This is a genomic window from Pelagibius sp. (genome assembly GCF_028281305.1).
Classification (GTDB): domain Bacteria; phylum Pseudomonadota; class Alphaproteobacteria; order Kiloniellales; family Kiloniellaceae; genus Pelagibius.
On sequence record NZ_JANQKD010000044.1, the window covers coordinates 33,239 to 59,152 of the forward strand.

Annotated in this window: 25 protein-coding genes; 16 read left to right on the forward strand and 9 right to left on the reverse strand. The window is 65.6% G+C overall.

The features are described 5' to 3' along the window. The first annotated feature begins 148 nt into the window (after window positions 1–148). Both cysD and cysC read left to right on the forward strand, forming a co-directional pair. The gene (cysD, locus tag Q0982_RS10425) at window positions 149–943 is read left to right on the forward strand and encodes a sulfate adenylyltransferase subunit CysD (RefSeq protein ID WP_299395082.1); all 795 of its coding nucleotides are present in this window, start codon (window positions 149–151) and stop codon (window positions 941–943) included. A 17-nt stretch (window positions 944–960) separates the two neighbouring features. Then, window positions 961–2,928, forward strand: coding sequence for an adenylyl-sulfate kinase (gene cysC / locus Q0982_RS10430; RefSeq protein WP_299395084.1), 1,968 nt, complete (start codon window positions 961–963; stop codon window positions 2,926–2,928). A 128-nt stretch (window positions 2,929–3,056) separates the two neighbouring features. Here the strand turns inward: cysC and Q0982_RS10435 are convergent, their stop codons facing one another. The 5 genes from Q0982_RS10435 to Q0982_RS10455 all read right to left on the reverse strand — a co-directional run bounded on the left by Q0982_RS10435 (window position 3,057) and on the right by Q0982_RS10455 (window position 8,706). Continuing rightward, window positions 3,057–4,340, reverse strand: coding sequence for an O-antigen ligase (locus Q0982_RS10435; protein WP_299395087.1), 1,284 nt, complete (start codon window positions 4,338–4,340; stop codon window positions 3,057–3,059). Between the two features lie 79 nt (window positions 4,341–4,419). Continuing rightward, entirely contained in the window at window positions 4,420–5,241 is an 822-nt protein-coding gene (locus Q0982_RS10440) for an ABC transporter permease (RefSeq protein ID WP_299395089.1), read from the reverse strand. 4 nt (window positions 5,242–5,245) lie between these two features. Beyond that, window positions 5,246–6,280, reverse strand: coding sequence for an ABC transporter permease subunit (locus Q0982_RS10445; RefSeq protein WP_299395092.1), 1,035 nt, complete (start codon window positions 6,278–6,280; stop codon window positions 5,246–5,248). A gap of 10 nt (window positions 6,281–6,290) precedes the next feature. Continuing rightward, window positions 6,291–7,520, reverse strand: coding sequence for an ABC transporter ATP-binding protein (locus Q0982_RS10450; protein ID WP_299395094.1), 1,230 nt, complete (start codon window positions 7,518–7,520; stop codon window positions 6,291–6,293). Between the two features lie 85 nt (window positions 7,521–7,605). Continuing rightward, entirely contained in the window at window positions 7,606–8,706 is a 1,101-nt protein-coding gene (locus tag Q0982_RS10455; RefSeq protein ID WP_299395097.1) for a polyamine ABC transporter substrate-binding protein, read from the reverse strand. 561 nt (window positions 8,707–9,267) lie between these two features. On the opposite strand from Q0982_RS10455, the gene Q0982_RS10460 reads away from it, so the two are divergent. From Q0982_RS10460 to Q0982_RS10475, 4 genes are all read left to right on the forward strand, one after another. Then, entirely contained in the window at window positions 9,268–9,939 is a 672-nt protein-coding gene (locus Q0982_RS10460; RefSeq protein WP_299395099.1) for a hypothetical protein, read from the forward strand. Between the two features lie 77 nt (window positions 9,940–10,016). After that, a complete protein-coding gene (locus Q0982_RS10465) occupies window positions 10,017–10,769 on the forward strand; it encodes a response regulator transcription factor (protein WP_299395101.1) in 753 nt (250 codons plus the stop codon). A 4-nt stretch (window positions 10,770–10,773) separates the two neighbouring features. Then, complete coding sequence (locus Q0982_RS10470) at window positions 10,774–12,327, forward strand: sensor histidine kinase KdpD (RefSeq protein ID WP_299395103.1); 1,554 nt, start codon at window positions 10,774–10,776, stop codon at window positions 12,325–12,327. A gap of 385 nt (window positions 12,328–12,712) precedes the next feature. Further along, on the forward strand, window positions 12,713–13,033 hold the full coding sequence (locus Q0982_RS10475) for a hypothetical protein (protein ID WP_299395105.1): 321 nt from the start codon (window positions 12,713–12,715) through the stop codon (window positions 13,031–13,033). Here Q0982_RS10475 and Q0982_RS10480 read toward each other — a convergent pair. Then, window positions 13,030–14,430, reverse strand: coding sequence for an MATE family efflux transporter (locus tag Q0982_RS10480; protein WP_299395107.1), 1,401 nt, complete (start codon window positions 14,428–14,430; stop codon window positions 13,030–13,032). The two genes, Q0982_RS10475 and Q0982_RS10480, sit on opposite strands and share 4 nt — an antisense overlap. A gap of 231 nt (window positions 14,431–14,661) precedes the next feature. Between Q0982_RS10480 and dgcN the strand changes: the two genes are divergently transcribed. The 5 genes from dgcN (at window position 14,662) to Q0982_RS10505 (ending at window position 18,752) form a co-directional block, all read left to right on the forward strand. Further along, complete coding sequence (dgcN, locus tag Q0982_RS10485; RefSeq protein ID WP_299395109.1) at window positions 14,662–15,660, forward strand: N-acetyltransferase DgcN; 999 nt, start codon at window positions 14,662–14,664, stop codon at window positions 15,658–15,660. A gap of 19 nt (window positions 15,661–15,679) precedes the next feature. Continuing rightward, on the forward strand, window positions 15,680–16,660 hold the full coding sequence (gene dgcA / locus Q0982_RS10490) for an N-acetyl-D-Glu racemase DgcA (RefSeq protein ID WP_299395111.1): 981 nt from the start codon (window positions 15,680–15,682) through the stop codon (window positions 16,658–16,660). Between the two features lie 116 nt (window positions 16,661–16,776). Further along, window positions 16,777–17,220, forward strand: coding sequence for a hypothetical protein (locus Q0982_RS10495; protein ID WP_299395113.1), 444 nt, complete (start codon window positions 16,777–16,779; stop codon window positions 17,218–17,220). A 49-nt stretch (window positions 17,221–17,269) separates the two neighbouring features. Further along, window positions 17,270–17,944 (forward strand): ceramidase domain-containing protein, encoded by a 675-nt coding sequence (locus Q0982_RS10500; protein ID WP_299395115.1) that lies wholly within the window; start codon window positions 17,270–17,272, stop codon window positions 17,942–17,944. A gap of 40 nt (window positions 17,945–17,984) precedes the next feature. Continuing rightward, complete coding sequence (locus tag Q0982_RS10505) at window positions 17,985–18,752, forward strand: hypothetical protein (RefSeq protein WP_299395117.1); 768 nt, start codon at window positions 17,985–17,987, stop codon at window positions 18,750–18,752. A 6-nt stretch (window positions 18,753–18,758) separates the two neighbouring features. Here Q0982_RS10505 and Q0982_RS10510 read toward each other — a convergent pair whose 3' ends face one another. Genes Q0982_RS10510 through Q0982_RS10520 form a run of 3 tightly spaced genes read right to left on the reverse strand, consistent with a single transcriptional unit; the run spans window position 18,759 to window position 21,015 of the window. Beyond that, complete coding sequence (locus Q0982_RS10510; RefSeq protein ID WP_299395119.1) at window positions 18,759–19,973, reverse strand: winged helix-turn-helix domain-containing protein; 1,215 nt, start codon at window positions 19,971–19,973, stop codon at window positions 18,759–18,761. Window positions 19,974–19,986: 13 nt separating this feature from the next. Further along, window positions 19,987–20,319, reverse strand: a complete 333-nt coding sequence (locus tag Q0982_RS10515) for a hypothetical protein (RefSeq protein WP_299395121.1) — start codon at window positions 20,317–20,319, stop codon at window positions 19,987–19,989. Window positions 20,320–20,322: 3 nt separating this feature from the next. Then, complete coding sequence (locus Q0982_RS10520) at window positions 20,323–21,015, reverse strand: class I SAM-dependent methyltransferase (protein ID WP_299395124.1); 693 nt, start codon at window positions 21,013–21,015, stop codon at window positions 20,323–20,325. Window positions 21,016–21,239: 224 nt separating this feature from the next. Between Q0982_RS10520 and fabI the strand changes: the two genes are divergently transcribed. From fabI to Q0982_RS10545, 5 genes are all read left to right on the forward strand, one after another. After that, window positions 21,240–22,004, forward strand: a complete 765-nt coding sequence (gene fabI, locus Q0982_RS10525; RefSeq protein WP_299395126.1) for an enoyl-ACP reductase FabI — start codon at window positions 21,240–21,242, stop codon at window positions 22,002–22,004. Between the two features lie 78 nt (window positions 22,005–22,082). Next, a complete protein-coding gene (locus tag Q0982_RS10530) occupies window positions 22,083–23,267 on the forward strand; it encodes an acyl-CoA dehydrogenase family protein (protein ID WP_322096999.1) in 1,185 nt (394 codons plus the stop codon). 39 nt (window positions 23,268–23,306) lie between these two features. Further along, window positions 23,307–23,948 carry a glutathione S-transferase family protein gene (locus Q0982_RS10535; RefSeq protein WP_299395129.1) on the forward strand — a complete coding sequence of 214 codons (642 nt, stop codon included), beginning with the start codon at window positions 23,307–23,309 and terminating at the stop codon, window positions 23,946–23,948. Next, on the forward strand, window positions 23,945–25,069 hold the full coding sequence (locus tag Q0982_RS10540) for a CaiB/BaiF CoA-transferase family protein (RefSeq protein WP_299395131.1): 1,125 nt from the start codon (window positions 23,945–23,947) through the stop codon (window positions 25,067–25,069). Before Q0982_RS10535 ends, Q0982_RS10540 begins: the two co-directional genes overlap by 4 nt. Next, window positions 25,066–25,914 carry a MaoC family dehydratase N-terminal domain-containing protein gene (locus Q0982_RS10545; RefSeq protein WP_299395133.1) on the forward strand — a complete coding sequence of 283 codons (849 nt, stop codon included), beginning with the start codon at window positions 25,066–25,068 and terminating at the stop codon, window positions 25,912–25,914. The genes Q0982_RS10540 and Q0982_RS10545 overlap by 4 nt, the downstream gene beginning before the upstream one ends.

Genomic DNA, 25,914 nt, shown 5'->3' on the forward strand with positions numbered 1-25,914 from the left:
GGCCAATCAAATTGGGATCGTCAGTTTGAGGTCCTTCTGTGACAAGGGTGGGGCTTGCCGGAATCCCAGGGATGCTCCTTGATTCGCCTTCCTAAAGTCGCTAAGTCCTTTCGCACCTGCAGCATAATTTTTGAGGATTGGTGCCACCATGGACCGCCTGGACGCATTGGAAGCGCAATCCGTCTACATCCTGCGCGAGGCCTACAATCGGATCGAGCCCCTGGCCATGCTCTGGTCGCTCGGCAAGGATTCCAACGTCATGCTCTGGCTGGCGCGAAAGGCCTTCCTCGGGCATGTCCCCTTTCCCGTCGTGCATGTCGATACGGGCAAGAAGTTCAAAGAGATGTACGAGTTCCGCGACCGCTACGCAAAGGAGTGGGGCCTCGATTTCGTGCGCGAGGAATGCCCGCCTATCGACGCGGTCGACCAGAGCCTGCCGCCGGCCGCCCGTTCAGCTGCGCGCAAGACCGAAGGGCTGCGCCGCGCCATCGACCGCTACGGCTTCAAGGGCCTGATTGCCGGCATCCGGCGCGACGAACAGGCGACCCGGGCCAAGGAGCGTGTCTTCAGCCCGCGCGGCGAGAGCGGTGAGTGGGACTTCCGCGATCAGCCGCCGGAGTTCTGGGATCAGTACAAGACCGACTTTCCGCCGGGTGCGCATCTACGCATCCATCCTTTGCTGCATTGGACCGAACTCGACATCTGGCTGTACACTCACCGTGAGGGGATCCCGATCATCCCGCTGTATCTGTCCAAGAACGGCAAGCGCTACCGGTCACTTGGCGATCAGGACATTACACATCCGGTGGAGTCCGATGCCTCTACGATTGAGGAGATCATTGCTGAACTGCAGACCACCCGGACCGCCGAGCGGGCCGGACGTGCCATGGACCACGAGCGCGAAGACGCTTTCGAGCGCCTGCGTGCCAGCGGCTATATGTGATCGGGAGCGGAACGGCCATGACCTCGGACACGACACCCATTGCAGCCCAGGATCAATCCGCGTTGCCTGAAGATGCCACCCAGAGCGGCGCGCATCCTGACGATGCGGAGCACGCAGGCGAACGTTCACTGCACCGTATCGTCATCGTCGGCCACGTCGATCACGGCAAGTCCTCGCTGATCGGGCGCCTGCTGCACGACACCGGCTCGTTGCCGCCGGGCAAGGTGGAGGAGCTGGAAAAAATCTCCGCACGCCGCGGCATGGAGATCGAATGGTCTTTCGTGCTCGACGCCTTCCAGGCCGAGCGCGATCAGGCGGTGACCATCGACACCACGCAGATCTGGTTCAAAACCGGCCTGCGTGACTACGTGATCATCGATGCCCCCGGCCACCGGGAGTTTCTCAAGAACATGGTCAGCGGTGCCGCCAGCGCCGACGCGGCCATCATGGTGGTCGACGCCGAAGAAGGGGTGCGCGAGCAGTCGCGCCGCCACGCCTATCTGCTGCATCTCCTGGGGGTTCGCCAGGTTGCGGTGGTGATCAACAAGATGGACCTCGTCGATTTCAGCCAGACGCGCTTCGACGAGGTCTCCAAGGAAATCACCGAATACCTGCGCTCCATCGGCGCGGCGCCGATGATGGTGGTGCCGATTTCTGCACGCGGCGGCGACAACATCGCCAGCCGTTCGGCGCGGACGCCTTGGTACGACGGCCCGACGGTGATTTCCGCCCTGGACGGCTTCCACGGCCACCCGGGTGTCGGTGCGCAGCCGCTGCGCCTGCCGGTGCAGGACGTCTACAAGTTCGATGCCCGCCGCATCATTGCCGGCCGTATAGAATCCGGCACGGTTTCGGTCGGCGACACCGTGCTGTTTTCACCGTCCAACAAGACAGCGCGGGTGCGCTCGATCGAGGCCTGGCCCGCCGACCACGGCCCCGAGACGGCGGCTGCCGGCGAGTCGGTCGGAATCACGCTGGACGAACAGCTCTTCGTCGAGCGGGGCGAGATCGTCAGCCATGCCGAGAAGCCGCCCAAGTTGAGCACGGTCTTTCATGCCCGCCTGTTCTGGCTCGGCCATAAGGCCCTGAAGGTGGGATCGCGTTACAAGCTGAAGCTCCTGACCCAGGAGGCCGAAGTCACGGTGCGTTCGATCGAGCGCATCGTCGACACCCAGACGCTGGAGAATGCCTCCGGCGATGCGGTGGAACGCAACGCAGTTGCCGAGGTCACTCTGTTCAGCCGCCAGGTCCTGGGGCTCGACGACTACGGCGATCTGCCCAAGACCGGTCGCTTTGTGCTGATTGAGGACTACGACACCGTCGGCGGTGGCGTGATCTCCATGGAGGGCCTGCCTGACCAGCGCCAGGCCATCACGGTCAAATCCACCAACGTCATCTCCGTCGAACACCAACTCACCGCTGACTCCCGGGCGGCGCGCAACGGCCATCGCGGCGGCGTCCTGTGGTTCACCGGCCTTTCGGGCGCCGGCAAGTCGACGCTGGCTATGGAGGTCGAGCAGCGGCTCTTCGCGAAGGGCTACCAGGTCTATGTGCTGGACGGCGACAACGTGCGCCGCGGACTCAACGCCAACCTCGGGTTCTCGCCCGAAGACCGCACGGAGAACATTCGCCGCGTCGGCGAAGCGGCCTCACTCTTTGCCGACTCCGGCATCATCTGCATCACCGCCTTTATCTCGCCCTACCGGGTCGACCGGGATCGTGCCCGCGCCTCGGCGCCGGGTCGTTTCCACGAGATTTACATCAAGGCGGATGTGGAGACCTGCGAGCGGCGCGACCCAAAGGGTCTCTACAAGAAAGCGCGGGCCGGCGAGATCCCTCAGTTCACCGGCGTCTCGGCGCCCTATGAACCGCCCGTGGCCCCCGACCTTGTTGTAGACACGGCCGGCGAAAGCGTTGGCGAGTGCGTCGAACAGATCATCCGCTACATTGAAGAGTCGTTTACGCTGGAAAAGCCCGGCGGCTGACGAAACCGGACTCGCTGACCGGACTCGCTGACCGGGGCGCGGCAGCGACCGTTCCTCCGTGGTTGGGGAGCGTCGCCTGCGACCGTTCAACGGCCATACGCCATTCGGGCGGCGGCTGCTGAGCCGACTCAGCGGTCCCTGTGGGCTGCGGAGGGCCGTGGCTGCGGCGGGTCCGTAGCGGCCTTTCGCGGCAGGCTGTCGCGCGCCGAACGGGGCAACACAATGACCGATATGACCGCCGCGCCGCCGATGACGGCAAGCCAATGGCTCTGCCAGAGTCCGTAGGCGGTCGAGGCGATGCAGAGGATCGTTATGAACATTCCCTGGCTGCAGACCCGCGCGGCGGGCGGCAGGCCATCGATCCGTCGGGCGATAAAGAACAGGACAGCGATGGTCAGCACGGCGCCGGCGGCACCCAGTTCGAGCAGGATCTGTAGGGGGCCGTTGTGGGGATGGGAAGGGATAGCCTTTCGTCCCCGCCCGAAAGGCTCGGCATCGGCAGCCGGGATCGAAGCGGAGGAGTCGAACCCCCAGCCGGCCAGCGGTCGCTCGACGATCTTGTCCGCGACAAAGTCCCAGGTGTGGACCCGGTAGCGTGCCGTGGGGCTGAGGTAGGTGGCTTCATGAAGCCCCGCTTCCTTCATCAACTTGGCCACCCCCGGACCAGCCGCGAGCGGCAGGACGATGGCCGCGGCCAGGATCAGCCGTCCGGCCCTGCGCCCCAAACCGGCCAGGGCCGCCGCCAGGAGGCCCGCGAAAAGGCCGAGAACCGCTGCGGACGACTGCGATGAGAGGGCCAGCGCCAGGGCCGCGGGCGGGACTGCAAAAGCAACCGGTCTGAAGCGCAGATGCCAGCAGAGAGCGGCCAGCGGCCAGGCGAGTATGGCGAGCGTGGTGATGCCGCGGTTGAGGCGGGAGTAGGCCGCATAGTCGTTGGCCGGAGGCCCCTTGAGCGCGGTGTAGACCGGAAACCCGAAGACGAACTCGATCAGCACGAGGACGACAGCGAGGGCCACCCCTGCAGCGAGCCCGAAGCCCGCTCTGCGACTCTGCGCCGTGTCCATCAGGCCCGCCGCGCCACAGAGAAAGACCATGATCAGCAGCAGCACTGCGACCCGCAGGGCAAGCATCGCTGCTTCCTGCGGCAAGGGGGTCCAGAGCGAGGCGATGAGGCACCAGCCGACAAAGAGGCAAACCGCCAGGGTGATCGAGCGGTTCATGAGTTGCCAGGGCCGCGCCAATCCCCAGACCATGGCAGCGGCGGCAAGGCCGGTCACCAGGCTCAGGGGAACCACGGCCTTGGGGGCCAGCAGACCGAGCACAGGCAACAGCAGGCAGAACCCGGCCAGAATGAGGCTCAGGCGGTTCAAACGCTGGTGATCGCGGGAGGGGTCTTGCGTCGGGGTCGTCACAGGGGCCTTTTAGAGCATAGACCGCGCCATGAAAACTCCGGGCTTGCGGGTCATGCGGCCTCGGGGACCCGCCGGTTGCTCAAGGTGCGGCCTGGGCCGCCCGTTCCTCCATCTCGCGGCGCAGTTCCTGGCGCCGGGTGACGAGAGAGGCGACCAGAACGCCAGCCGCAACCAGCCCCACCAGGATTGTGCAGACGGCGTTGATTTCCGGGGTCACACCCAGGCGGACCTGGCTGTAGATCTTCATCGGCAGGGTCGTGGCGCCCGGCCCGGTGGTAAAGCTGGCGATCACCAGGTCGTCAAGCGAAAGGGTGAACGACAACAGCCAGCCGGCAACCACCGCCGGCGCGATAACCGGCAGGGTGATCTGCAGGAAGGTGCGCCCCGGCGGGCAGCCCAGGTCCATTGCGGCCTCTTCGATGGAGCGGTCGAAGCTCACCAGGCGCGACTGCACGACCACGGCGACGTAGCACATTGAAAAGGTGATATGGGCGATGGTGACGGTGACGAAGCCGCGGTCCAGGGAGATCGCAACGAACATCAACAGCAGCGACAGGCCGGTGATGACTTCCGGCATGACCAGGGGGGCGTAGATCATGCCGGAAAACAGGGTGCGGCCGCGGAACCCCCCGAAGCGCGCCATGATCAGCCCGGCGAGGGTGCCGAGAAAGGTGGCGAAGGTAGAGGCGACGACGGCGACCTTGAGGGTTACCCAGGCTGAGTTCATCAGTCCTTCGTTATTCCACATTTCGCCATACCACTTCGTCGAAAAGCCGGCCCAGACCGTGACCAGGCGCGATTCGTTGAAGCTGTAGATCACCAGGAGCGCGATCGGCAGGTAGAGAAACAGAAAGCCGACCACCAGGGAGGCGATGTTGAACCAGCTCGCACCCTGCTTCACCGCCTCAGCCCTCCGCCTTCGCCGTCTTTTCCTGCATGCGCTGGAACAGCATGATGGGTACCACCAGCACCAGCAGCAGGATCACGGCCACGGCCGATGAGAGCGGCCAGTCGCGGTTGTTGAAGAATTCCGACCACAGGGTCTTGCCGATCATCAGAGTCTGGGAGCCGCCCAGGAGGTCCGGAATCACGAACTCGCCCATCGCCGGAATGAACACGAGGAAGCTGCCGGCGATGATGCCGGGCAGGGAGAGCGGTACGGTGATCACCCAGAAGGCCTTGATCGGCCGGCAGCCCAGGTCGGCGGCGGCCTCCAAGAGGCTGAGGTCCATCTTTTCCAGGTTGGCGTAGAGCGGCAGCACCATGAAGGGCAGGTAGGAGTAGACGATACCGATGTAGACGGCGATGTCGGTGTTGAGGATCGTCAGCGGTTCGGAGATCAGGCCCAGCTGGGTCAGGGCCAGATTGAGCAGACCCTCTTTCTTCAGAATGCCGATCCAGGCGTAGACCCGGATCAGGAAGGACGTCCAGAACGGCAGGATCACCATCATCAGCAGCGCGAAGCGCCAGCGCTTGGGTGCCCGCGCCATGCCATAGGCAATGGGAAAGCCGATCAGCAGCGTCAGCACGGTCGAGACCAGAGCGATGCGCAGCGAGGAAAGATAGGACTTCCAGTAGAGGCTGTCCTCGAGCAGGAAGAGATAGTTCTCCAGGCTCGCCTGGATGGCGATGAAGCCGTCCTCGACGAAGACGAAGAGCGGCGTATAGGGGGGCTGGGCGACCACCACCTCGGCCAGGCTGATCTTCAGGACGATCAGAAAGGGCGCCAGGAAGAACGCCAGCAGCCAGAGGTAGGGAATGGCGATGACCGCGTTCCGGCCGGAAACGCCGAGGCGTTTCAGAACGGTCACCAGGATCCGGTATGGGGGCAGCAGCAGAAGTCTCGCGTGCAGCCCGGAGAGCGTGCCGGCCGCGGCGCCGTCGCCTTGCAGGTAGGCGACCTCTTGCCGGGGATCGGGCTCTTTCGCGGACCGTGCCATGACCGGCGGCTCAGCTCAGCAGAACCACGGCCGCATCGGGCGGCCAGGTCAGGTAAACCCGATCCTCCCAGGTGATCGGCCGTTCGATCAGGCGCGTCCGGTTGGCCTGAGTGGCGGTGACCATCTTTCCGCTGTCCAGCTTCACGTGATAGATCGAGAGATTGCCCAGATAGCCGATGTCCCAGACCTCGCCGGACAGGCAGTTCGTCGTTGTATCGGGCGGCGGTTCCAAGGCGATCTGAACCTTCTCGGGCCTGAGCGCAATCCAGACCTGCCGCCCGGCCGGCTCATCGGCGCTCGGGCCCGTCTTGATGGTGCAGCCGGCCTCCTGGCTCTGCACCAGCAGGTGGTCGCCCTCGCGCGCCGCGACCCGGCCTTCGAGCGTGTTGACCTCGCCGATGAACTCCGCCACGTAGCGGGAATTCGGGTACTCGTAGAGCTCGGCCGGGGTCGAGACCTGGACGATCTTGCCGTGGTCCATGACGGCGATGCGGCTAGAAACGGTCATTGCCTCTTCCTGATCGTGGGTGACGATCACAAAGGTGATGCCGGTTTCCTCCTGGATGTTCATGAGCTCGAACTGGGTCTGGGTCCTGAGGTTCTTATCGAGGGCGCCCAGCGGTTCGTCGAGCAGTAGCATCTTCGGCTTCTTCACAAGAGAGCGGGCCAGGGCGACGCGCTGGCGCTGACCGCCCGAGAGCTGATGCGGCTTGCGGCGGGCAAAGGCGTTGAGCTGGACCATCTCGATGACCTCCGCGACCCGGCGCTCGATCTCCGGCTTCGGCACGCCGTCCTGGCGCAGGCCGAAGGCTATGTTTTTCTCCACATTCATGTGGGGGAAGAGCGCGTAGGACTGGAACATCATATTGACCGGCCGCTGGTAGGGCGGCACGCCCGACATATCCTCGCCCTCCAGGAGGATCTGGCCTTGGCTGGGCATCTCGAAGCCTGCCAGCATCCGCAGCAGCGTGGTCTTGCCGCAGCCGGAGGGGCCGAGCAGGGAGAAGAACTCCCGCTGATAGATGTTGAGGGAGATGTCGTCGACGGCGACGAAGTCGCCGAAACGCTTGGTGACTCGAGAAATCTCTACGTGGGGGCGCTGGTTGGGGTCGTTCCAGGGTTCCCAGCGCTGGCGCGTGTGCGTTGCGCCCGTGCTCTTCGCCGCGGTCTTCGCCGAGGTCTTCGCCGAGGTCTTCGCCGAGGTCTTCACTGCACTTCCGGGTGATCCGGCATCACTCATATCAGAGCCCCCGCCCGCCGATGATCGCAAAACCCCGTGTGAGAAACGGTCCCGCCTCCCCTCAGGCGGGACCGCTTGGAGGCCGCTACTGCCCGCTCTTGACCTTGGTCCAGAGCCGGGTGACCACGCGCTGCACCTTTGGCGCATAGGGGGTCGTCGTATAGAGGGTGGCCAGCGCATCGGGCGTCGGGTAGATCGCCGGATCGTCGATCACGTCTTCTTCGAGGAACTGCTGCGAGGCCTCGTTGCCGTTGGCGTAGTAGACGTAATTCGATGCCTTGGCCATGACCTCCGGGCTCATGATGTAGTTCAGGAAGGTGTGGGCCTCTTCCACGTTGCGGGCATCGGAAGGGATCGCCATCTGATCGAACCACATCAGCGCGCCTTCGTTCGGTGCCACGTACTTGATGGTAACGCCGTTGTCGGCTTCATCGGCACGGTCGCGGGCCTGCAGCACGTCGCCCGACCAGCCGACCGCCATGCAGATATCGCCGTTGGCCAGGGCGTTGATGTACTCGGAGTTGTGGAACTTCTGGATGTAGGGCCGGACCGCCGACAGTGCGGCTTCGGCCTTGCGGATCACCTCGGGGTCCTGGCTGTCCGGATCCTCGCCGATGTAGTTCAGGGCGGCCGGGATCATCTCCGTCGGCGCGTCCAGCACGTGGATGCCGCAGTCGGCGAACTTGGAGGCCACCTCCGGATCGAACAGCATGCGCCAGGAATCCACCGGCGCATCGGGCATCCGCTCCAGGATCTTCTCCTCGTTGTAGCCGATCCCGGTGGTGCCCCACATGTAGTTGATGGAGTAGGCGTTGCCGGGGTCGTACTTAGCGGTGCGGTCGGTGACTACGCCCCACATGTTGGCAAGGTTCGGCAGCTTGTCGGCGTCGAGCTGCTGGAACACGCCGGCTTGAATCTGCCGCGCCAGGAAGGTTCCGCTGGGGACCACGACGTCGTAGCCGGTGCCGCCGGCCAGAAGCTTGGTCTCGAGAACCTCGTTGGAATCGAAGACATCGTAGACGACCCTGATCCCGGTCTTCTTTTCGAAGTCCTCCAGGATCGACTCGTCGATGTAGTCGGACCAGTTAAAGACGTTGACGACTTTCTCCTGTGCCGCGAGCGGGCCCAGCGGCAGCGCCAGCGCAGCCGCAGCGACCGCGGAGGCGAGAAAAGACTTTCTGTTCATGTCGATTTCCCTGTTTCTTGACTTCATGTCAGCACCTTCGGTGCCTTCTTGGGTCTCTGTCGACCAACCTCTCCGTGATATCAAGCCGCGCGATGGCGCTTGTCAATGCTTCTTCGCTGGGCCCTGCGGCGGCCTTTCCGGGGCCGCTTGCCGGGGCCGCTTTCCTGCCGCCGGCTGCCGGCCCGGCCATGGGGAGCCCGGCGCCGGGACGAAGCGGGCGCGCGGCGGGGAAGGCACCACAACCCGGAGATGTCATCGCGCCGCCCGACCTTTGCCCTAACTTCGCCGCCTTTCGCGTTCAAAGAACGGTATTGAGGGTTGAAGTCCAAAGGCGATACGTTAACGCAGTCAGGTTCTGAAATGAGGCAGCGGTGCTTCGCAGAGGCGATTCTGTGATCCCAAGCGGGCTGTTTTCGGTCTTTATCGCGGCACTGCACAAATTTGTCACACTGCGAAGGATGCGTTTTAAATTAAGGGCTTGGCTGCCAATTTCGGCGATTCTCGCTGCGGATGCTGCGGCCTTCCGCGCGGACACCGTCGCCTTAGGGTTTCGTTAAGAATTTGCGGTTCACGATTAACAGGGTTCCGGTACGGCCGGACGGAACGACGATCAGGAAAACGATAATGAGGCTCCGCTACGGGGTCCTGGGGATGGCATTGCTGGGTCTTTCTGCGTGTGCCGAGCTCGGGATTCAGTTCCCGGCGCCGCAGGGCCCGGAACAGGGCTCTGTGCGCCCGGTTTCCCCGGACAAAGCCCTGAGCGATCAGGGCCGTTTTCCAACGCGTGACGAGCAGGAAAAGGTGGTTGAACTGAAACCCCCACCGCCGGTCCCCAAGCGCAAGCCGGAGGTCACCCAGGCGATACTGGAGACCGTCCAGGACCCGCAGGCGGACCCCGATGCTCTCGTCGGGTTGGACTTTGAGCGGACCTCTGCCTTGCTGGGGGATCCGGCTCTGCTGATCGAAGAACCGCCGGCGAAGATCTGGGCCTACAATGGCACCAACTGCGTTCTGCATATATTCTTCTATCCAAAGGTTGGCGGCAGCGACTTTCGGGTGCTGACGTACAAGGTCAAAGGCGGAACAGAGGGCGATACCGGCGGCGACGAGGCGCCGGACGAATTTGCCCGCCTTTGTTTGAGCGAGCTGCTGGCTCAGGCCGAGGCCGTGCGCGGTGCGCAGGATGGTGCATCCGTCGTGCAGCCGGCGAATGGGGCGGCTGGAGGCAGCTAGCGTCGCGAGGAGTGAGGAGCAGGCAACAGTAAGGGGGCGCCAAGAGCGCGAGAGAAATGATGGCTGTGCAGCCGGTCGTGACAGAGACAACATTCAATCGTGTTTTCATCGTCGATGACGACGATCTTTTCCGGGAATCCCTCGGGCTCAACCTGGCCGAGGAAGGCTACGAGGTCGTGGACTTCGCCAACGGCGAGAGCGCCTTGGAGTTCATGATGTCGGGCGAGGAGGCGGAGGCGGTCCTTCTGGACTGGCGCATGCCCGGTCTAGACGGCCTTGCCGTCCTGCGCCGCATGCGCGAATGCCGCATTCAGACGCCGGTCATCTTTCTGACCGTCCTGAGCGACGAGATCTATGAGGAGGCGGCGCTGAAATGGGGGGCGGTCGACTTCATCGACAAATCGCGCCGCCTGCCGATCATCCTGCAGCGCCTGAAGCTGATCACCGAAGGCGTGAAGCCCTCCGCGGAGGGTGGCGGTCAGACGCCGGCCGTCATCCGCAACGGGCCGCTGGAACTCAAGACGGACATCTCGCGGGCGTTCTGGGACAACAAGCAGGTCGACCTGACGCTGACCGAGTTCGCCATCGTCCTGTTCCTGGTCACCCAGCAGGGCGGCGACGTTTCCTACCGGCAGATCTACGATATCGTCCGCGGCAAGGACTTCGTCGCCGGCTATGGGCCTGATGGCTACCGCGCCAATGTGCGGTCCTTCATAAAGCGCATCCGCAAGAAGTTCCGTGACGTCGACGATTCCTTCGATGGCATCGAGAACTATCCCGGTTTCGGGTACCGCTGGCGCGACCAGGCCGGCAAGGGCGGAGCCGCCTAAGGTCATGGTTGCGCGGGTGGAGGGGCCGGCAACGGCGGCGACCGGCCGGGGGTTCGACCTCGGTCTGCCCTTCCGCTCGCTGGTCAGCAAGCTGGTCCTGCTGTTGATCATTTTCTGTGCAGTCCCGGTCATTCTCTACACCCAGTTCCGCGAGGCCGATGCGGAGAAGCGCTTTCTGCTGATGGAAAGCGTGCGCGAGCAGGGCCGGGTCGTGGCCGAAAGCCTGCGCCCGCTCCTGGAGCAGCAGGAGGTGTCGTCGCTGCCGCTGTTGAACGACGAGGTGGCGCGTTTCGCCAATCAGCAGACCGGGGTGAAGATCCTGTTCCGCCCGACCGGAGAGTATGGGGCCGAGAGCTTCTTCTTCGTCGCCTCCCAGCCGACGATCGCGCCGACCGAACTGGCCGAGGAGCGGGACCGGCTGGTCGAACGGGGTGTCTTCGACAATCTGGCCCAGAGCTGCTGGGGCGAGCTATCGATGGCCCTGCGCCATCGCCGGCCCTCGGGGGAAGAGGAGTTGCTGACCTCCATCACCCCGATCAACACCGGGGCGGGCTGCTGGGCGGTGATCACCACCCATTCGACGGCGGAGTTCCTGGGCACGTCGATCGATCAGCCCTATTGGAAGACCATCGAGGTGCGCATTGCCGCGGCGATCTACTTTGCCATGGCGATCTTCACCATTGGCCTCTTCGTGTCGATCTGGCGTGGCCTGATGCGGTTCCGGTATCTGGCACGCAGTATTCGCACCGGCAAATCGGGCCATGTCAGCTTCGGCAAGCAGAACAGGGTTCCGGAGCTGGCGCCGGTCGCCGAGGAGTTCGACCGCATGACGCTGGCCCTGCAGGACTCGGCGGAGAGCATCCGCCTGGCCGCCGAGGACAACGCCCACGCCTTCAAGACACCGATTGCCATCATGCGGCAGTCCCTCGAGCCGCTGCGTCGCCTGGTCGCGCCGGAAGAGGTGCGCGGACAGCGGGCGCTGGACGTCCTGGAGGTTTCGATCGACCGTCTTGACCACCTCGTGGCCTACGCACGGCGTCTGGAGGAGACCACCGCCGAACTTTTGGATCCACCGCGCCAGCGCATCGTGCTGACCGAGATGGTGGAGCGGATGCTGGCAGCCTACGCTGATACCTTCGCCAGCCGGCGCCTTATCCTCGATGCGCGTCTGCAGGAAGAGGTGTCAGTGCTGGCCGGTGAAGACCTGCTGGAAACCGTTCTCGAAAACGTCATCGACAATGCGGTCGAGGTGTCGCCGCACGGCTCCAAGATCATCGTGGAGTTGCGCAGGGTGAACGACCGCGCCGAGCTTTCCCTTCTGGACCGCGGGCCCGGTGTGCCGCACGGCGAACTGACGCGGATCTTCGAGCGCTACGTCTCCCTGCGCTCGAGGCCGGCGGGCGATCCGGAGCAGGACGGCGGCGAAGGCAATCCTCACATGGGAATCGGCCTGTGGATTGTGCGTCGCAACTTACAGGCGATAGGTGGTAGTGTCCGCGCGGAAAATCGTCCTGACGGCGGCCTCGCCATGGTCATGAGGTTCCCTCTGGCAGCCTGACCGCACTGCGGTAAATATCTATAAATATTGCTGAAATCTTGCAATCGGGTCACCTTTTGGCCCGTTCCACGCCACAACTTTGACGCACCGTCTGGTTGTAGGAGCGAGTACTTTACGTGTGATGCGGAGCAAACAAGGTTCTCATGGATCTGGAAACGGTCCTGCGCCGGCGACCGTGTCGGCGCATCTGCCCGACCGTCTCGGGAACCGTGAGCAGCCAAACAGGGGAAGCGTTCTGACGGCCCCTCCCTTCGGGTTCTCCCCCGAGCTTCCCCTGCGCCGGCCGGGTGGCCCGACAGCCCGGCCGGCACTCTCCGTCCCCGAGGCGATTCAGGACAGTCTGCGGCGCCTGCGCGGTCTGCATGTAAGGCTGTCCCTTTGCCGGGTGTCCCTGCGCCAGGGCAGCGATGGGCGCTTGGCGGCCATCGACGATCCCTATCTGATCGCCGAGCCGGCACGCGACGGTGCGCTCATCGTAGTGTTCATCCACCCGGCTGATGTCACCGACGATGTCCTGGCCGAGCAGGCTCTCTGTCAGCGCCTTATGGATGCCTTCTATCGCCAGCGGCTGCCTCTTTGGGCTCTGCGCTACAGCTGCTGGCATTGCGATGCGGCGGCGGTCGACGAGGGCGCTGCCAGCTTCGACGTCCTTCTCAGCCAGCCCCTCCAGCCGCTGCGCCCGGCCAGCCTGGGCCGGACCGCCTAACGTTCCTCGCCTTGGGCTGCCGCCGGCCCTTCGGCACTGCGCTCGAGAGCCGGGTACCAGAGGCCCAGGGTGATCGCCCGCGCCACCATGTAGAGGGTAAAGCTCAGCCACAGACCGTGGTTGCCGAGCAGCGGCACCAGAGCCCAGGATGCTGCCAGGAAGCAGCCGAGCGAAAGGAAGGCGGCGTTGCGCATCGCCGCCGTCCGGGTGGTGCCGATGAAGATGCCGTCAAGCAGGAAGCTCCATACCGACACCACCGGTGAAAGCACAATCCACCAGAGATAGCTCTCGGCGCTGGCACGCACGCTAGCGATGTCGGTGAAGATCGCGATGATGGGGGTGCCGGCGGCGGCGAAGACGGCGCTCAGCAGCAGCGCCGCGCCCAGTGCCCAGAGGCCGCAGACGGCGATCGCCTGGCGGAACCGGCGCCGGTTGCGGGCGCCGTAGGCACTGCCGGCCAGGATCTCCAGGGCGTGGGCCAGACCGTCGAGGCCATGGGCGATGACGGTCTGCAGCTTCAGAAGGATCGCGTTGCCGGCCAGAACGACGTCGCCCAGGCCGGCACTTTGAGCGGTGAAGGCACCGGAGGCGAGCAGCAGACACATGGTTCTCAGAAAGATGTCGATGTTGACCCGGAACAGGGCCAGCAGGCGGTCCCGGTTCAGCAGGCGTTCGAGGTCGCCCCGCTCCAGCCGCCGTCCGAGGTGCCGCCAGACCACGGCGATGCCCAGCACGGCAGCACCGACTTCTGCGGCCAACGTCGCCCAGGCAACCCCGGCCACGCCCCAGCCGAAGCCCAGCACAAAGACCAGATCGAGCACGATGTTGATGCCGTTCAGGACGATCTGCAGAACCAGTGCGGTCCGGGCGCGCTGCACGCCCAGGAGCCAGCCGAAGAGGGTGAAGTTCACCAGGGCGGCGGGCGCCGTCCAGACACGAATGTCAAAATAGAGGGCGGCTTCGCCGCTGACCGCCGGACTGGCGTCGATTGCCCAGAGTGCGAGACTGCGCAGCGGGCCCTGCAGGGCGATGATCACCACGCCGAAGCCCAGCGCCAGCGCCAGCGGGCGCAGAAGCGCCGCGCGCAGTTCGGCCCGATCCCCGGCGCCATAAGCCTGGGCGGTGAAGCCGGTCGTGCCCATGCGCAGGAAACCGAAGCCCCAGAACAGGAAGCTGAAAATCAGGCTGCCGACAGCAACGCCGCCGATGAAGCGCGGGTCGGGCAGGTGGCCGACCACGGCCGTGTCGACGATGCCCAGCAGCGGCGTCGTCAGATTGGCCAGCATGATCGGCCCGGCCAGCCGCCAGACCCTGCGGCTCCAGTTTCCGCCGTCGTCGCCCGGGCGTTGCGGGGGAGCGTCTGGGGCCGCCGTACTCGGATTGGAAGGCTGGTCCATATCGGAAGACGGCCGCGGGTTTGAGTGCGATGGGTTGAGCGACGAGGACTTGGGCAGGAACGATGCCAGGCCAGGGCCGATAATAGGTCACGGACCGGACGAACAAAACTCCCGCCGATAGAGCCGTGCCGGGCGGTTCCAGAAGCGGCCCGCTTGGCGGGCACGGAGGTTGTCCCTAAGATGCTGCGGCGCTGCTTGGCGGCGGACACTAAGGAAGAGGTCTAGGGGCAGATGGCGATTGAGCATCCGTATCTCTTGTTTCTCGGCGACGCGCCGGACCAGTTGGCGGCCAAGACCGCCCAGGGCATCGCCCATTGGCGGCCTGACTGGTGTGTCGGGCAACTCCGTCTGGAGGGTTGCCAGGCCGACCTCGGGCTGCCCGACCTCAGCCTGGAGGCGGCGCGGGAAGCCGGCGCGAAGACCCTGGTGATCGGGGTAGCCAACCGCGGCGGCGTGTTCTCCGAAGCCTGGATCTCGGCGCTGGAGCAGGCGCTGCTGCTCGGTTTCGATATTGCTGCCGGGCTGCACAATCGGCTGGTCGACGTTCCGGTCCTGAAGGCCGCCGCCGAGCAACACGGCCGCCGCCTGTTCGATGTCCGTCACCCGGATCGAGAGTTCGCCGTCGCCAGCGGCAGCAAGCGTCCCGGCAAGCGTCTGCTGGCCGTGGGCACGGATTGCTCGGTCGGCAAGATGTACACCACCCTTGCCATTGAGAAAGACATGAAGGCACGGGGCATGGACGCGAATTTTCGCGCCACCGGCCAGACCGGCATTCTGATCGCCGGCGAAGGCGTGTCCATCGACGCCGTCGTTGCCGACTTCATCTCCGGTGCCGTGGAGTATCTCTCGCCTGCGAACGACGACGATCATTGGGACATCATCGAGGGGCAGGGATCGCTGTTCCATGCCTCCTTCGCGGGCGTGTCCATGGGCCTGCTGCACGGCAGCCAGCCCGATGCCCTGGTGCTCTGTCACGAACCGACGCGCCAGCACATGCGCGGCCTTCCGGACTTTTCTCTGCCCAGTCTGCAGGCCTGCATCGATGCCAATCTCTCAGCCGCCCGGCTCACCAATCCGCAGGTGCAGTTCATCGGGGTTGCCGTCAACACCTCGCAGATGCCCGGCGCATCGGTGGACGACTATCTCCAGCGCCTGGAAGCCGAGTTCGGACTGCCGGCGGTCGACCCTTTCCGCGATGGGGTAAAGCCATTGGTCGACCGGCTTCAGTAGGACGGGTCCGGGCATTGCGATGATTGACCTCAAGGTTTCCTCCGAGTCCTGGCCCATCCGGGGCAGCTTCACGATCTCGCGCGGCAGCAAGACCTCTGCGGATGTCGTGGTCGTGGAACTCACCGCCGACGGCATGACCGGGCGCGGCGAGGCCGTGCCCTACACCCGCTACGGCGAGACCATGGAGGGCGTGCTGGCGGATATCGAGGCGCTGCGCCCGCGCCTCGCCCAGGGGCTGGACCGCCTCGGTCTGCAGGCGGTCCTGCCGCCCGGCGCGGCGCGCAATGCGGTCGACTGTGCGTTCTGGGACCTGGAGGCCAAGCAGGCCGGTCACCGTTATTGGGAGCTTATCGGCGCTGCGGAACCCGGCCCGGTGACAACGGCCTACACCCTGTCCCTCGACACCGTGGAGAACATGGCCAGGTCCGCCGCCGCCAACGCTGCGCGCCCGCTCCTGAAACTGAAGCTGGCCGGGCCGGAAGACATGGCGCGGGTGGCGGCGGTGCGCGAACAGGCGCCCGAAGCGCGCATCGTCGTCGATGCCAACGAGGGCTGGTCGGCGGCGGACTACGCCCAGTTGGCGCCGCAGCTTGCGGTGCTTGGCGTCGAGATGATCGAGCAGCCCCTGCCGGCAGGCGAAGACCAGGCGCTCGCTGGGATGAAGCGCCCCGTGCCGGTCTGCGCCGACGAGTCCTGTCACGATACGGCGACCCTGGCAGCCCTCAAGGGCCGCTACGACATGGTCAACATCAAGCTCGACAAAACCGGCGGCCTCACTGAGGCCCTGAAGCTGAAAGCCGCCGCGCAGGCGGAAGGCTTCGGCATCATGGTGGGCTGCATGCTGGCAACTTCACTGGCCATGGCCCCGGCGGTGATCCTGGCCCAGGGCGTGCCGGTGGTCGATCTGGATGGGCCACTTCTGCTCGCCAAGGACAGGGTGCCGGCCCTGCAAATCGATGACAGCCTCATCCATCCGCCTGAGGCTGCTCTGTGGGGGTAGCATCGCGCCAGCCACCTGTACGTCGGCAACCTGGCTGTGGCCGGGACCCCTGTAATCGCGGCGCTGAATCCGATTCTGCATGTCCAGAGCGCCGAGGCTGGCGAAGGGGACTGAGTTTGAGACCAGTTGCGACCGTAGTCTTCCTGGTGAGCATCGCCTGCAGTGCCATGCCCCCCGCTCAGGCGGCCGAATACGAGGAAGGTCAGGTTTGGAGTTATGCAACAAGGCCTGGCGAGGAGGGCTCGACGCTCCATATCGTAAGGATCGACCGCGAGATTGCGGAGGCAACGATCTTCCACATTCACCTGACAGGCCTGCGGATCAGAAACACGCAGACCAAAGGGATGGTCATGAGCGAGATCCAGCATTCGCCGGTCGGCCGGGAAACGCTGGACGCCAGCGTGATCGAGCTTGTCGCCACGGAGTCGTCCCTGCCCGACATCTCCGAGGGCTATGGCCAGTGGCGTGCCGCTTTTGACGAAGGCAGGGCGGGCTGGTTTACGGTTCCCGTGCGGGAGATCGTTCAGTTCGTCGAGGACGTGGTGAACCAACAACAATAGGGCAAAGGGCTTGGTTGTGGCCTCCTTCCGAAACCCGAACTGATCCGACATGCACCGCCATATCGACATTTACTGCGAGCGGGTGGGGACGGCGTTCTGGGCGGAGCCGCTCAATGCCATCAGCAACCTCGCCTTCATCATCGCCGGGCTGCTGCTTGTTCAGGTGCTCAGGCGGGCCGACCCGGCGCTGCGCCGCGACCCGGCGATTGTCGCACTGGTGATCCTGGTTTTTCTCATCGGTATCGGAAGCGGTCTTTTCCACACCTTCGCGGTCCTCTGGGCAGCCCTGACGGACGTCATCCCGATCGCTCTCTTTATCCTGCTCTACATGTATCTGGCCCTGCGGCGCATGATTGCCCTGCCGGTATGGGTCTGCGGCCTCAGCCTCCTCGGGGTGCTGGCGCTGGTTTCGGCCATGCCGGTCCTCTTCGGTTTCAGTCTGCCCACCTATGGCGTGGCGCTCACCGCCATGATCGTGGTGGGCGGGTTCCTGCACGTCGTCCGCGGCCATCCGGCGGGTATGCCGATTCTCCTCACTGCCGGACTCTTCGCCGCCTCGCTGACGCTTCGCACCATCGACCTGCCGCTCTGTGAAGTGCTGCCCATCGGCACCCACTACTTCTGGCACATCCTGAACGCTGTCGTTCTCTATCGCCTCGTCCGCATTGCGATGCGTCATGGCCGGGGCCCTTCCGCCGTGGTACCCGAAGGCCAGACGCCCTAGGTCGTATGAGTATTGTTGCCGGGTTTGCGGGAGGCCCAAAGTGAGCAGTTCGGAACTGATTACCGTGACGCCCGAGACCGTCGAGAAGACCGGTTTCTTCTGCAAGATGAGCGCCCGCAAGGAAGCCGGCTATCAGCGCAAGCTCGCCTGGCTGAAGGCGCGCTTCGACGAAGGCTTGCAGATGCGCCTGCTCGGCGGCGGGGAGCGGGGCTTCATTGAGTTCATTCCCGGCGACTTCGCCTGGCGTGCCATCCGCAAGGCCGGCGACTACCTGGTGATCCACTGCCTCTGGGTGGTCGGGCGCAGCAAGGGCAAGGGACATTCAACGGTATTGATCGAGGAAGCGCTGGCGGCGGCGAAGGCCGGCGGCTTCAAGGGCGTCGCCGCCGTTACCAGCACCGGCAACTGGCTGATCGACGCTGGCATTCTCGCACACCATGGCTTTGAGTCTGTTGCCGCGGCTGAGCCCGGCTTCGACATCATGGTGCGCAAGCTGGATCCCAAAGCGCCCGATCCGGCGTTCTGCGGCGGCTGGCGGAAGAAGCTGGAGGCTGTGCCGGGCGGCGGCAGGGGCCTCACCGTGTTCCGCAGCGACCAGTGTCCCTATCTCGACAACGCCGTGCAGATCGTCGCCGACTACGCCGCGGACAAAGGGATGGCCTTTCGTCAAATCGAAATGACCAGCGCCAGCGAGGTCCGCCGGCTTTCGCCGACCCCTTACGGAGTCTTCGCCATCGTGAAGGACGGTGAGCTCCTGGCCTATCACTACCTTTCGCCCAAGGAACTGGCGAAGCGCTGCGGGCAGTGACCGCTCTCAGCGGGCGCTCCGCAGGTATCCATCATCGAAGGCGACCTGCTCCGCGCCGGTGAAACGGCGCTGGCGTTCCAGTTCGGCCTCCAGCCGGTCCTGCCGTGCGCGCGACAGCTTGACCTTCGGTTCCAGCCAAAGCCCCTTGACCCGCAGGGTGGCGCTCTCGCGCTCGTGTTTCATATCGATCCGCCCGATCAGCCGGTCGCCCTCCAGCAGCGGAAAGACGTAATAGCCGTAGCGCCGCTTGGCTGCCGGCACAAAGACCTCGATCCGATAGTGAAATCCGAACAGCCGCTCGCAACGCTTGCGGTCGCGGATCAGCGGGTCGAAGGGGCTGAGGACCCGCAGGCGCTTCGGCGGCTCCGGCAGGTCCCGCAGCGGGTCCGCGGCGGCACTGCAGTAGGCGGCACGCGGGCGCCCGCCCTTGGTGTCGGCAACCAGAACCTCCTCCAGGTCCTTTCCGTTTTGCGCGCGGCACCAGGCCTTGGCCTCTTCGGGCGTTACAAGATCCCAGAAAGCGGCGATTTCGCCTGACGTGGCGAGGCCCAGGCGCTCCAGCGCGCTGCGGCAGGCCCAGTCGATGATCTCCGCTTCGGAGGGCGACTCGCTGCGGTGGGGTTCGGGGATTACCCGTTCCGTCAGGTCGTAGACCTTCTGGAAGCCGCTGCGGGCCGAAACCGCCAAGCGGCCGCTGTGCCAGAGATACTCCAGGGCGGTCTTTGACGGATGCCAGTCCCACCATCCGTTACTGCCCTTCGGTCTTTTGGTCTCCTCGCCGCCCAGGTCGCGGGCCATGGCCGGGCCGTTGTCTTCGATGTGCCCGAGCACGGCCTCGAGTTCCTCCTCGAAGTTGCCGCGGCGGTTCTTGCCCCAGCGCGCGCGAAGCTGCTCGCTCCGCTGGGCGAAGCGCCGCCGCCAGTACGGAAAGTAGCGGCTTGGGATGAGGGAGGCGTCATGGGTCCAGTTCTCGAAGAGGGTGGCGTCCTTCTCCACGAGGCGGCTGAGCTGGCGGTGCCGGTAGGTCTGATTGCGCGCGAAGAGGATCATGTGATGGGCGCGCTCGACGGTCTGGATGGAATCGACCTGGACGAAGCCCAGGCGGTCGATCAGCGCCAAGAGATCCTCATGGCCGATCTTGCGGTAGGGCGACTCGCAGAGCCCCTGACGCTGCAGGAAGAGCCGACGGGCGGAACGGGTATCGATCAGTCGCGGAGCCATACAATGCCCGGTGTCATTTGCCTCTGTTGCGCCGCCAGCCGCCGCGCCGGGCCGGTTTGCAGAGATGGCGGGCCATGCGGTCGCCGGGATAGAGCGCCGTTTCCTTCAGCATCTCGATCAGGCGCCCGCAAGCGCCGCCGGGCAGGGGCTCTTCCTCGAGCCGGTAGTCCTCGATCAGGCGACGGGCGGCGCCGGCGGGGTCGCGGCCTTCGCCCAGACGCAGCACCCAGGCCAGCATCAGGTCTTCCGCCGGGCCGGGAAAGCTCTCCCCCATTTCCAGAACCTCGCGGATCATGCCGCCGGGATCGTCCGGGGAGTCGTGCTTGGATATGTAGCGAATGGGCATCGGTCAGACCCGCCTGAGGAGATTGAGTCGGCTGGGTATCTCGAACCAGAACGCGCCGTCGCGCTGTTCGCCCGCCGCCATAAAGCTCTGCCGCAGCGACTCCTCCCGGGCCTCGACCAGCGGGCGGCGCGCCGGGTCGACGGCGATCATGCCGTCGCGGAAAGCCTCAAAGCTCGCCTGGCGGTGGGGCGCCCGGTAGACGTACTCCTCCTCCGCGGCCAGGGTTCTGCCGTCCGCGGCCCGCTGCAGCGCCTCGTAAGCCCGGGTGCGCACCTCGGTCTCATCCTCGATGGGGCGCACCATCTCGAAGAAGACACCCTCGGCCAGAGGTTCCTGTATGTAGAGCTGCCCGCCCTGGTGCAGCACCCGCGCGGCCTCCGCGAGGGCGGCCTCCTGATCCGCTACAGGGACATGGTGCAGGGCATTGAAGTAGATCACCACGTCCAGACTGGCATCGTCGAAGGGCAGGGCCTGACCTTCGGCGGCGCAGTAGCGCTCTGACCCCGCCGCCGGGGCCGCCTGGGCGCGGGCCAGCTGATGGGGCTGCGGATCGATCCCGACAACCGCTGCGCCACTGCGGGTCAGCGCCCGGACCAGACCGCCGTCCCCGCAGCCGATGTCGGCGACCCGGGCCCCGGCCAGAGAGAGACGGTCGCGCAGGACAGCAGTGTGTTTTTCCAGTGGACCCTGGGTCATCGGCTTTCAAGTCGCGAAGAGGTCCGTCATCTTAAGCTGCGGGTACCGGGATTCGCCAGCACCTGCCCATAACGCTGGTGCCAGCCCCCTGACAGCAGTCTGCCTGCCGGTGGCGGCTGGATGACCCCGCGGTGATGCCCGGTCCGATCCGTCATCGGACGGCAACTTGGCTGTCATTTCCGACCGATAGCTTGAGAGTCCAACAGGAACGCGAAAGAGGGACCATGTTCTCGCTGAAAGGCAAGAAAGCGCTGGTGGTTGGCATTGCCAACGAATCGTCGATTGCTCATGGCTGTGCCAAGGCTTTCCGTGATCAGGGGGCCAGCCTCGCGATCACCTATCTGAACGAAAAGGCTAAGCCGCATGTCGAGCCCCTTGCCGAGGCGCTGGGGGCGGAAATCTTCCTGCCGCTCGATGTCCGTGAGGACGGGCAGGTCTCTGCCCTGTTCGATGCGATCAGCGACGCCTGGGGCAGCATCGATATCTGCCTGCACTCCATCGCCTATTGCCCGCGCGAGGATCTGCACAGTCGGGTTGTCGACTGCTCGCGCGACGGCTTCGTCACGGCGATGGACGTTTCGGTCCATTCCTTCATGCGCATGGTCCATCATGCCGAGCGGCTGATGCCGTCGGGAGGCACCTGCATGACCGTGTCGTTCTATGGCTCCGAAAAAGTGGTCGACTACTACAACGTCATGGGTCCGGTGAAGGCGGCCCTGGAGGCTGTCACGCGCTACATGGCGGCGGAACTGGGACCCAAGAAGATCTCGGTCCATGCGCTCTCGCCGGGGCCCTTGAAGACCCGCGCTGCCTCCGGGCTCGACCGCTTCGACGAGCTCCTTGAACGCGCCGCCAAGCAGGCGCCGACCCGCGAACTTGTGAGCATCGAGGACGTGGGTGCCTATGCCGCCTTCTTGGCCAGCTCCGAGGCTGCCAACATCACCGGCTGCGTGCATTACATCGACGGCGGCTATCACATTCGCGGGTAACGATCCTTCGCAGCCGGCATGACACGGTTGCGCACGCGGTCTTGCGGCCTCGGCGCGATGCGCTAGGCTGGCGCCCCAATGTCCGAACGCGCCATGACAGAAGACGAGAGCTTTCCAGACATCCGCGCCGGCCTGCGGTCGCTCTGCGCCGGCTTCCCCGGGTCCTACTGGCGGGACCTGGACGCCCGGCGCGCCTATCCGGAAGACTTCGTCCGGGCGCTGACGGAGGCGGGCTATCTCGCCGCGCTGATCCCGGAGGCCTATGGCGGCAGCGGCTTGCCGCTCGCTGCCGGTGCCGCGATCCTGGAAGAGATCCACAAGGCCGGCTGCAACGGCGCGGCCTGCCACGCCCAGATGTACACCATGGGCACGCTCCTGAAGCACGGCAGCGACGCGCAGAAACAGCTCTGGCTGCCGGGCATCGCCGAGGGTTCTCTCAGGCTTCAGGCCTTCGGCGTGACCGAGCCGACCAGCGGCAGCGACACCCTGAGCCTCGCCACCACGGCCAGACGCGAGGGCGGGCGCGAGGGCGGGCGCTACTTCGTCAACGGCCAGAAGGTCTGGACCAGCCGCGCCGAACACAGCGACCTCATGCTGCTGCTGGCACGCACCACGCCGAAAGACCAGGTAGCGAAGAAGGGCGAGGGCCTCTCGGTCTTCCTCGTCGATCTGCGCGCGGCGCTCGGCCGGGGCGTCACCGTCAAGCCGATCCGCGCGATGATGAACCACGCCACGACGGAGGTTTTCTTCGACAACCTGGAGGTACCGGCGGAGAACCTGATCGGTACCGAGGGCCAGGGCTTCCGCTACATCCTCGACGGCATGAACGCCGAACGCATTCTCATCGCCGCGGAGTGCATCGGCGATGCCCGCTGGTTCATCGACAAAGCCACAAGCTACGCCGGGGAGCGCGAGGTCTTCGGCCGGCCCATCGGGCAGAACCAGGGCATCCAGTTCCCCATCGCCCGCGCCTACGCCCAGAGCGAGGCGGCGTCGCTGATGGTGGCCCGCGCTGCCGCCCTCTTCGATGCGGGGGAGCGCTGCGGCAAGGAAGCCAACATGGCCAAGCTGCTCGCCTCCGAAGCTTCCTGGGCGGCGGCGGAGGCCTGCCTGCAGACCCACGGCGGCTTCGGTTTTGCCGAGGAGTACGATGTCGAGCGCAAGTACCGCGAAACCCGGCTCTATCAGGTGGCGCCGGTATCCACCAACCTCATCCTCGCCTACCTGGCCGAACACGTCCTCGGCCTTCCCCGCAGCTATTAGGTCCACAGTTAGTCGTTCCAGCATTGTAGAGGCCATCGCATGAAACCCGTCCTTATGGGCCCGAGCTACAGCGTGTACGTCCGCATCGCCCGCCTTGCGCTGATCGAGAAGGGCGTCGACTACGACCATACCGAGTTCGACGTCTTCGACCGTAGCGACTGGCCGGCGGACTGGCTGGAGCGTCAGCCCTTCGGCCTGGTGCCGGCCTTCGAGCATGACGGCTTCCGACTTTACGAGGCCCGCGCCATCACCCGCTACGTCGAGGAGGCCTTCGAGGGACCGCCCCTGGAGCCGAGCCGCGCGACGGAGCTTGCGCGCATGGAGCAGGTGATCTCCGTGCTCGACGGCCAGGCTTACCGCCCCATGGTGCGCGCGGTCTTCGTTCAGACGCTGGAGCGCGCCCGCAAACTGGACTACGACGCGGAGGCCATCGCCGAAGCGCTGCCCAAGACGGCGCGCTGCCTGGCGGCGCTGGCGGAACTGCTCGGCGATCAGACCTATCTCGCGGGGGCAGCCTTCAGCCGCGCCGACGCGCAGGCCGTGCCGATGTTTCAGTATTTCCTCTTTGCCGAGGAGGGACAGCAGCAACTGCAGGCCCACCCGAATCTGGAGCGATGGTGGACACAGGTTTCGGCGCGGTCTTCCGTCCAGTCCACATACACCCCTCCGGCTGTTCCGTGACCCGGCCCCTTGAAGGTGTCCTCGTGGTCAGCCTTGAACAGGCGGTCGCGGCGCCCTATTGCAGTTGCCGCCTGGCCGATGCCGGCGCCCGCGTCATCAAGCTGGAACGGCCGGAGGGCGACTTCGCCCGCGCCTACGACCGCGCGGCCAAGGGGGAAAGCGCTTACTTCGTCTGGCTGAACCGCGGCAAGGAATCCATCGCCGTCGATCTCAAGACGCCCGGCGATCTGGCCCTGGTGAAGCGTATGATCGCGCAGGCCGACATCTTCATCCAGAACCTGGCGCCCGGGGCGGCCGGGCGTCTCGGCCTGGGGTCTGAGGGCCTGCGCGCCGCCGATCCGCGCCTCATCACCTGCGACATCTCCGGCTACGGCGAGACCGGTCCCTATGCCCAGATGAAGGCTTACGACCTGCTGGTGCAGGCGGAGAGCGGTCTGGCCGCCATAACCGGGCGGCCGGAAGGGCCCGGGCGGGTGGGCGTTTCGGTCTGCGACATCGCCTGCGGCATGTATGCCTACCAGGCTGTCCTGGAGGCGCTGCTGCGCCGCGGGCGGACGGGTGAGGGCGCAGCCCTGGCCACGTCGCTGTTCAGCGGCATGGCCGACTGGATGACCGTGCCGCTGCTGCACCAGGACTATGGCCCCGGCGCGCCCCCGCGCGTCGGCCTCAATCATCCGAGCATCGCCCCCTATGGCGTTTACGCCTGCGCCGAAGGGGCCGAGATCGTGATCTGCGTTCAGAACGAGCGGGAATGGCACCGCTTTGCTGCCCAAGTGCTTGGGCAGCCCGGGCTCGCGGCGGATCCGCGCTTCAACGACAACACCGCGCGCGTCGACAACCGCCCGGCCCTCGACCGGGAGATCGAAGCCTGTTTCGGCGCCCTCGACCGTGCCGACGTCGTTGCCCGGCTGGAGGCGGCGCAGATCGCCTTCGGTGCCGTGAACAGTCCGGCCGATCTCAGCGTCCACCCGCAGCTCCGGCGCGTTTCCGTTGAAACGCCGGGCGGCCGCATCGAGCTGGTGGCGCCGCCGGCCTGGGCGCGCGGGCAGGACGTCCAACTCGGTCCGGTCCCGGCTCTCGGCCAGCACGGCACGGCCCTGCGGGCGGAGTTCGCGGCATGAGCGACGCGTCACAGGACTGGAGCGGCTGGGTGGGGCGCCGCGAAGAGGCCGCGGACAGCCTCGACCTCAACCGGGCGCGGGCGCTGCAGGCGACCCTTGACGACCCGCAGGATGCGCTGGCCTCCGGCGATGCCCTGCCGCCGCTCTGGCATTGGGCCTACTTCTGGACCACGGCGCCGACGGCGGATCTCGGGCCTGACGGCCACGCGGCACGGGGCGGCTTTCTGCCGCCCATCGACCTGCCGCGGCGCATGTGGGCCGGCAGCCGCGTATCCTTCGCGAGGCTTCCCGTCATCGGCAGCGCGGTCACCCGCCGCTCCACCATCACGTCGGTCGAGCACAAGACCGGACGCAGCGGTGCGCTGGCCTTCGTCACCGTCGAGCATGTTATGGCCGATGCTTCCGGCGACTGCGTCGTCGAGGAACACGACATCGTCTACCGCGCGGCGGCGGCGAAAGGGGCGGTCCTGCCGTCGGGCGAGCCGGCGCCGGCGCCGGCCGCCTGGGTGCATCCGGTGACGCCGGACCCGGTGCTGCTGTTCCGCTATTCGGCGCTCACTTTCAACGGTCACCGCATCCATTACGACCAACCCTACACGACCGGGGAGGAGGGCTATCCCGGCCTCATCGTCCATGGCCCCCTGCTGGCCACGCTGATGATCGGCCTGCTGCGGCGCGAGCGGCCGGAGGCCGTGGCCACCGCCTTCCGCTTCCGCGCCCTGCGCCCCATTTTCGATACCAGGCCCTTCATGGTCTGCGGCGCCCCGGAGGATACGCGCGCCGACCTCTGGGTGACCGACCCCGACGGCTTCCTCGCCATGCGCGGCGCCGTGAAGTGGCGTTGA

Bases quoted from the DNA above. Each gene is read 5' to 3' on its own strand.
- cysD (WP_299395082.1), top strand. From the start codon at position 149: ATGGACCGCCTGGACGCATTGGAAGCGCAATCCGTCTACATCCTGCGC.
- cysC (WP_299395084.1), top strand. From the start codon at position 961: ATGACCTCGGACACGACACCCATTGCAGCCCAGGATCAATCCGCGTTG.
- Q0982_RS10445 (WP_299395092.1), bottom strand. From the start codon at position 6,280: ATGGCACGGTCCGCGAAAGAGCCCGATCCCCGGCAAGAGGTCGCCTAC.
- Q0982_RS10450 (WP_299395094.1), bottom strand. From the start codon at position 7,520: ATGAGTGATGCCGGATCACCCGGAAGTGCAGTGAAGACCTCGGCGAAG.
- Q0982_RS10455 (WP_299395097.1), bottom strand. From the start codon at position 8,706: ATGAACAGAAAGTCTTTTCTCGCCTCCGCGGTCGCTGCGGCTGCGCTG.
- Q0982_RS10470 (WP_299395103.1), top strand. From the start codon at position 10,774: ATGGTTGCGCGGGTGGAGGGGCCGGCAACGGCGGCGACCGGCCGGGGG.
- Q0982_RS10480 (WP_299395107.1), bottom strand. From the start codon at position 14,430: ATGGACCAGCCTTCCAATCCGAGTACGGCGGCCCCAGACGCTCCCCCG.
- dgcN (WP_299395109.1), top strand. From the start codon at position 14,662: ATGGCGATTGAGCATCCGTATCTCTTGTTTCTCGGCGACGCGCCGGAC.
- dgcA (WP_299395111.1), top strand. From the start codon at position 15,680: ATGATTGACCTCAAGGTTTCCTCCGAGTCCTGGCCCATCCGGGGCAGC.
- Q0982_RS10500 (WP_299395115.1), top strand. From the start codon at position 17,270: ATGCACCGCCATATCGACATTTACTGCGAGCGGGTGGGGACGGCGTTC.
- Q0982_RS10510 (WP_299395119.1), bottom strand. From the start codon at position 19,973: ATGGCTCCGCGACTGATCGATACCCGTTCCGCCCGTCGGCTCTTCCTG.
- Q0982_RS10515 (WP_299395121.1), bottom strand. From the start codon at position 20,319: ATGCCCATTCGCTACATATCCAAGCACGACTCCCCGGACGATCCCGGC.
- Q0982_RS10520 (WP_299395124.1), bottom strand. From the start codon at position 21,015: ATGACCCAGGGTCCACTGGAAAAACACACTGCTGTCCTGCGCGACCGT.
- fabI (WP_299395126.1), top strand. From the start codon at position 21,240: ATGTTCTCGCTGAAAGGCAAGAAAGCGCTGGTGGTTGGCATTGCCAAC.
- Q0982_RS10530 (WP_322096999.1), top strand. From the start codon at position 22,083: ATGTCCGAACGCGCCATGACAGAAGACGAGAGCTTTCCAGACATCCGC.
- Q0982_RS10535 (WP_299395129.1), top strand. From the start codon at position 23,307: ATGAAACCCGTCCTTATGGGCCCGAGCTACAGCGTGTACGTCCGCATC.
- Q0982_RS10545 (WP_299395133.1), top strand. From the start codon at position 25,066: ATGAGCGACGCGTCACAGGACTGGAGCGGCTGGGTGGGGCGCCGCGAA.